The sequence below is a fragment of the Streptomyces sp. NRRL S-495 genome (assembly GCF_000966955.1).
Lineage (GTDB): Bacteria > Actinomycetota > Actinomycetes > Streptomycetales > Streptomycetaceae > Kitasatospora > Kitasatospora purpeofusca.
The window spans coordinates 1-1083 of record NZ_JZWY01000686.1 but is presented as its reverse complement, the minus strand read 5'-3'; the positions used below and the strand labels follow the sequence as shown (position 1 = coordinate 1083).

General features: G+C 75.1%; 2 protein-coding genes. One reads left to right on the top strand and one right to left on the bottom strand.

Annotation, left to right across the window (positions count from 1 at the left end; translation table 11 throughout):
• The coding region (locus tag VR45_RS30820) for a GNAT family N-acetyltransferase (RefSeq protein ID WP_045943163.1) at nucleotides 1-445 on the bottom strand (445 nt) is incomplete at its 3' end.
• A 263-nt stretch (nucleotides 446-708) separates the two neighbouring features.
• On the opposite strand from VR45_RS30820, the gene VR45_RS30815 reads away from it, so the two are divergent.
• On the top strand, nucleotides 709-1065 hold the full coding sequence (locus VR45_RS30815) for a hypothetical protein (RefSeq protein WP_159394411.1): 357 nt from the start codon (nucleotides 709-711) through the stop codon (nucleotides 1063-1065).
• Nucleotides 1066-1083 lie beyond the last annotated feature (18 nt).

Below are 1083 nucleotides of genomic sequence, written 5' to 3'. Positions count from 1 at the left end.
GGGTGCCGGCGGCGGGGCCCGCGGCGGGCTCGGTCTTCTCGAAGTACGCGGCGGCGGGCCGCCGTTCGTAGCCGGCGTTGCGCAGCCCCTCGCCGAGCAGCTCCTCCGCCGGCAGCACATAGGCGATCCGTCGCACCCGGGCCTCGACCAGCCGCCGTTCCAGCTCCCGCAGCAGCGCGCTGGCCAGACCGCGCCCGCGCCAGGCCGGGGCGATCGCCACCCGCATCACCCAGGCCCGTTCGCCCGCGCCCGCCACCTGGGCGAGGGCGGCCCCGATCGGCAGGCCGTCGTGCACCGCGACCACGGCGGGCTGGCGGGCGGTGAGCGCACCGATGCACTCGGCGAGCGAGAACACCGACTCCTGCCCGAGCCCGGCGGTGCTGTCGATCAGATGGACGACGGCGGCCAGGTCGTCCTCGCGGTAGTCGTGGATCAGCCAGTTCACGTGCGTGGCTCCCTGCGCTCGCCGGTGGTGGTGCGGATTGCGGCGAACCTAGGCGCGGCGGCCGGGCCGCGTCGCCCGCCACCCCGGACAAGGGAGCGTGCGCGAACCGTACACGGGGACGGCTTGCCCCGAACGCGACGGACCCTGGCCGGTGTCCGGATTCGACGGAGGCCGAAGCACCTTGGTCGGCCGTGGCGCACGCGACAAGACTGGGCCCCGCTTCCACGAGTGTCACGACCGCGACCCGTCATCGAGGAGTCCCCATGAGCCGCACGTCCATGAGCCGCACGTCCACGATCCGTCTGCGCGTCACCGCCGTGGCCCTCGCCGCCTCGGCCTGTCTCCTCGGCGGCGTCGGCGCCGCCCAGGCGTCCACCACCGGCGCCGCCGCCCTCACCACCACCTCGGGCCGGGCGGTCACCGCGACCGAGACGGCGACCTTCACCGGCAGCGGGACCGGCGGTTCGATGGGCGCCGCCATCGAGAGCGCGACCAATGTGGCGCTGTCCTACGCCCAGGCGGCCGGCTGGCAGCGCAGCCAGTGCTACCGCCTCGCCTCCGACGTCCGGCAGTCCAGCGGCTGGTTCACCGCCGTCTCCAAGGTGTTCTGCCAGCGCTGAACCGCGCCGGCCCCACCC

Coding starts and splice junctions, on each gene's coding strand:
- VR45_RS30815 (WP_159394411.1), top strand. CDS start 709: ATGAGCCGCACGTCCATGAGCCGCACGTCCACGATCCGTCTGCGCGTC.